Here is a 1,541-nt window from a genome sequence, read left to right on the forward strand (position 1 = left end):
AGAGCCGGTGCCCGGCCGCGCGCAACGCGCGCGCCGCGGCCAGCGCCGCCGCCGGGCCGTCGAGGGCATCGGTCAGCAGCACCACCTCGCCGTGGCGCGCCCCGGCGCGATCGAGCAGGGCGCCGGCCTCGGCCAGCGCCAGATCGGTGCGGCGCGGGCCCTCGAGCGGCAACAGAGCGGGTTCGAGCAGCGGCACCTGCGCGGCGATGGTGCGCGCATCCGTGGTCAGCGGCGAGACCAGGAAGGGCGCGGCGCCGAACGCGATCAGCGCCACCGCGCCGTCGCGCTGGCCGCGCAGCAGGTCGAGCAGCTCGAAGCGCGCGCGCGCCAGCCGCGAGGGCGCGAGGTCGGCCGCGCCCATGCTCGGCGAGAGATCGAGCAGCAGCACCCGCGACACCCCGCCCTCGAGCAGCGGCTGCGGCGCACGCTGCCAGGTCGGCCCGCTGAGCGCGAGCACCAGCAACACCCCGCCCAGCGCGGCGAGCGCCAGCGGCCAGCGCCGCGTCCCGCCGTGCCCGGGCACGAGCAGCGCCTCGAACAGCTCGGGATCGACCAGCGCACGCCAGCGCCCCGCCCCGCCCCGGGTCCGCGCCGCCGCGACCAACACCGCCAGCAGCGGGATCAGCGCCAACAGCCACCAGGGGCGCAACAGATGGAAATCAGCCATCCTCCGTCCTCCACGCCCCCAGCCGCGCCGCCGCGATCAGCAGCGCCAGCAACAGCGCGCCACCCGCCGGCCAGGGATACAACTCCACCCGCGGGCGCAGCGCGCGCGCCTCGCGCGCCTCGGGCTCGATGCGGTCGATCTCGTCATAGACCGCCTCGAGCGCCTCACTCGCCCCGGCGACGAAGAAGCGCCCGCCGGTGCGCGCGGCGATCGCCTCCAGGGTCTCGGGGTCGAAGCCGCGCCCCTGGCGCAGCAATCGCAGCCCGAGCCCGCCGAGCCGACCGTCGGCGCCGCCGCCGATCCCGATCACGTGCACCCGCACCCCGGCCTCGGCGGCGAGCGCGGCGGCCTCCAGCGGGGCGATGTGACCGACGGTGTTCTCGCCGTCGGTGAGCAGGATCAGCACCCGCTCGCCCGCGGGCGCCTCGCGCAGCCGCTTCACCGCCAGCGCGATCGCATCCCCGATCGCCGTCTCCCGCCCGGCCAGACCGACCACGCTCTCGGCGAGCAGGGTCGCCACCGTGGCGCGGTCGAAGGTCAGCGGGGTCTGCAGATAGGCGCGCGAGCCGAACAGGATCAGCCCCAGCCGGTCGCCCTCGCGCCGCTGCGCGAAGTCGCCGGCCAGTTGCTGTACCACCGCCAGACGCGACACCCGACGGCCTGCGAGCAGATAGTCGCGCTCCTCCATGCTGCCGGAGATGTCGACCGCGAGCATCAGGTCGCGCCCGCTGCGCGGCACCCCGAGCGGGTCCCCGACCCACTGCGGACGCGCGCTGGCGAGCACCAGCAGCACCCAGGCGAGCAGCGCCAGCCAACGCCAGGGTAGCGCGCCCCCGCCCGCCGGGCCGGCCAGCCCCGCGGGCAGCAGCGTCGG

The 1,541-nt window shown here is 76.9% G+C and carries 2 protein-coding genes; both read right to left on the reverse strand.

Annotation, left to right across the window (positions count from 1 at the left end; translation table 11 throughout):
* Positions 1-667, reverse strand: a 667-nt coding sequence (locus EBL84_RS16695; RefSeq protein ID WP_123141804.1) for a VWA domain-containing protein, incomplete at its 3' end; no start/stop codon positions are given.
* A partial coding sequence (locus EBL84_RS16700) for a VWA domain-containing protein (protein WP_123141805.1) occupies positions 660-1,541 on the reverse strand: 882 nt, incomplete at its 5' end. The genes EBL84_RS16700 and EBL84_RS16695, both read right to left, overlap by 8 nt.

The organism is Marichromatium sp. AB31, from assembly GCF_003718685.1.
Taxonomy (GTDB): Bacteria; Pseudomonadota; Gammaproteobacteria; order Chromatiales; family Chromatiaceae; genus Marichromatium; species Marichromatium gracile.